Origin of the sequence: Streptomyces sp. NPDC060198, assembly GCF_042728415.1 — a bacterium.
Taxonomy (GTDB): Bacteria; Actinomycetota; Actinomycetes; order Streptomycetales; family Streptomycetaceae; genus Streptomyces.
The window spans coordinates 1-2234 of the sequence record NZ_JBHWZJ010000623.1 but is presented as its reverse complement, the minus strand read 5'-3'; the positions used below and the strand labels follow the sequence as shown (position 1 = coordinate 2234).

The following is a 2234-nucleotide window of genomic DNA, read 5'->3' as shown; positions in this document are numbered from 1 at the left end:
GCCCACCGCTCCCCGGCACGACCGACGGCCGGGACCGGGTACCGCGGCCCCCGGTCCGGCTGCCGTCCCCCTCGGGTTCGGGGCGTCCGGCGGGCCTGGCCGGCATGCCCGCACGCCGTCCCCGCCAGAACCTGTCGGCGGTGGCGCACGTCGAGTTCGGGAAGCGGTTCGAGGAGGCGGGCCGCCGTCGGTGCGAAGAGCGGATGGCCGGTCCACCCGGTCCCCACCCGCTCACGGAGCCGTGTCCACGAGATCCGCCGCTCTCCGGCCTTCAGCAGCCCGTCGAGCAGCTTCGGTGTCTCCTCGCGGCCGGACGGAACGCCCTCGAGGACATGCCAGGGCACAGCGCCCCCCGGTCCGTCCATGATCCGGAACCTACGGGGTGGTGCGGCGACCGGGCCGGGCCGCCCCCGGTCACAGCCCCACGAGCAGCTGGACGCAGACGATCTTCACCAGGATGCTCAGCGCGAACAGCGTCGAGTAGCCGCTGTTGACCCGGCTGTCGCTCACCCGGCTGTTGGTGTACGCGAGGATCGCCGGGTTGCCCACGTACCCCGAGAGCAGGCCCATGGTCCGCTCCCGGCTCTGGCCGAGCGCCTTCGCGACCAGGACCATCAGCGCGTAGCTGACGACCGCGCCGACCACCAGGACCGCCAGCAGCTTCAGGCCGAACATCGAGAAGGCGTTCTCCCGGAAGGAGTAGCCCGAGCTGAGGCCGACGATGGCGAGGAAGAGCAGCAGGCCGATCTGGCGCAGCGTGAGGTTGGCGCGGGTCGGCAGTGTCCAGACCAGGGGGCCGGTGCGCCGGAGCCAGCCGAGGACCATGCCCATCACCAGCGGGCCCGCGCCGGTGCCGAGGGCCAGAGCGGTGCCGCCGAGGGTCAGGGACGGGATGCCGATGAGGAAGCCGAGGGCGAGGCCGAGTCCGAGGCTCACCGCGCTGACCTCGCTGACCTTCGCCTCCGTGTCGCCGAGGAACCGGGTGACCTCCGCGGAGCGCTCGCGCGGCATGACCACGCGGAGCCGGTCGTCCAGCTGGAGGACGAGGCCGTCGTGGGCGAGCATGTCGAAGTCGCCGCGCCGCACCCGGCTGACGGCCGCCCCGTAGGTGTCGGCCAGCCCGAGCTCGGCGACGGTGTGGCCGGCCAGGTCGGGGTTGGTGAGCAGGACGCGGCGGTAGTCGACGGTGGACCGGTCGTCGAGCAGGTGGGCGGCGGCGAGTTCGCCGAGGCGGGCGGTGGCCGCCACCACGTCCTCCTCGCCGCCCACCACCTCGACCAGGTCGCCCGGGTGCAGCCGGTCCAGTTGGAGGGCGACCCGGGGCGCGGCACCCACCGCCCGGTACTCGCTGGCCAGGACGCGGTGCTCGGCGACGCCGGGTACGTCCGCCCAGGCGATCTCGCGGGTGACGTGCACCGTCCGGGTGACGAGAGCGGCGGGCAGTCCGGAGCCGGGGTCACGGCGGGCGGTCCACCGGCGGCGGGTGGCGAGGGCGGCGATGAACAGGATGGTGATCACCACGGCGAACGGATACCCGATCGCGTACCCGACGGCGGGCTGCGCCGGATCCTCGGACGCCGCCTGGGCGGCGGCGAGGCCCGGGGTGGTGGTCCCGATGCCCGCGAACCCGCCGGCGAGGAACGGGCCGCTGATGCCCAGGGCGCCGTGGCCGAGCGCGCCCACCACGACGGCGGTGACCACGAGCGCCACGATCGCCCCGGCCATCACCGCCAGCTGGCCCCGGAGTTCACGGAAGAACGCGGGGCCCGACTCCAGCCCGACCGTGTAGACGTAAAGGGCCAGTCCCAAGGCGGACACCCCGGCGGGCAGGGCGTCGGCGATGTCCTTGTCCAGGGCGCCCACGAGGAGGCCGACGAAGAGTACGCCCGCCGCGCCGAGCCGGACGGGACCGAAGCGCACCATCCCGAGCAGGGCGCCGACCGTGATCACCGAGAACACGGTCACCCAGGGGTTGTCCGCGAAGAACTGCCACACGCGCGCCGCCTCCTGCCTTCCGGCCGGCATGGGGCCCTTCGTTCGGATCATGCCGGGCTCGCGGGGTTGGGTGGCGTACCTCGCGGCGTTGTGGACGGTCGTGGACGCTCCGCGTCGACTCCCTCCTCCGCCCTGCGACGCACGCCACCCGACCCCGCTCCCTGACCCGGCCCGATCCGAACGAAAGGCCCAGTCCTGTCGGGGGCAGCTTCCGGCAGGCCCGTACGCCCCGCCACTCG

At 74.0% G+C, this 2234-nt stretch carries 2 protein-coding genes; both read right to left on the bottom strand.

What is annotated here, in order from left to right; genetic code table 11:
* On the bottom strand, positions 1-365 hold a 365-nt coding region (locus tag ACFWEP_RS34185; protein ID WP_387376137.1), incomplete at its 3' end, for a hypothetical protein.
* 49 nt (positions 366-414) lie between these two features.
* Positions 415-2025: an aspartate:alanine exchanger family transporter gene (locus ACFWEP_RS34180; protein WP_387376135.1), complete on the bottom strand. Its 1611-nt coding sequence runs from the start codon at positions 2023-2025 to the stop codon at positions 415-417.
* Between the last annotated feature and the right edge of the window lie 209 nt (positions 2026-2234).

Excerpts from the sequence above, each read along its gene's own strand:
- ACFWEP_RS34180 (WP_387376135.1), bottom strand. The coding sequence starts at position 2,025 with ATGCCGGCCGGAAGGCAGGAGGCGGCGCGCGTGTGGCAGTTCTTCGCG.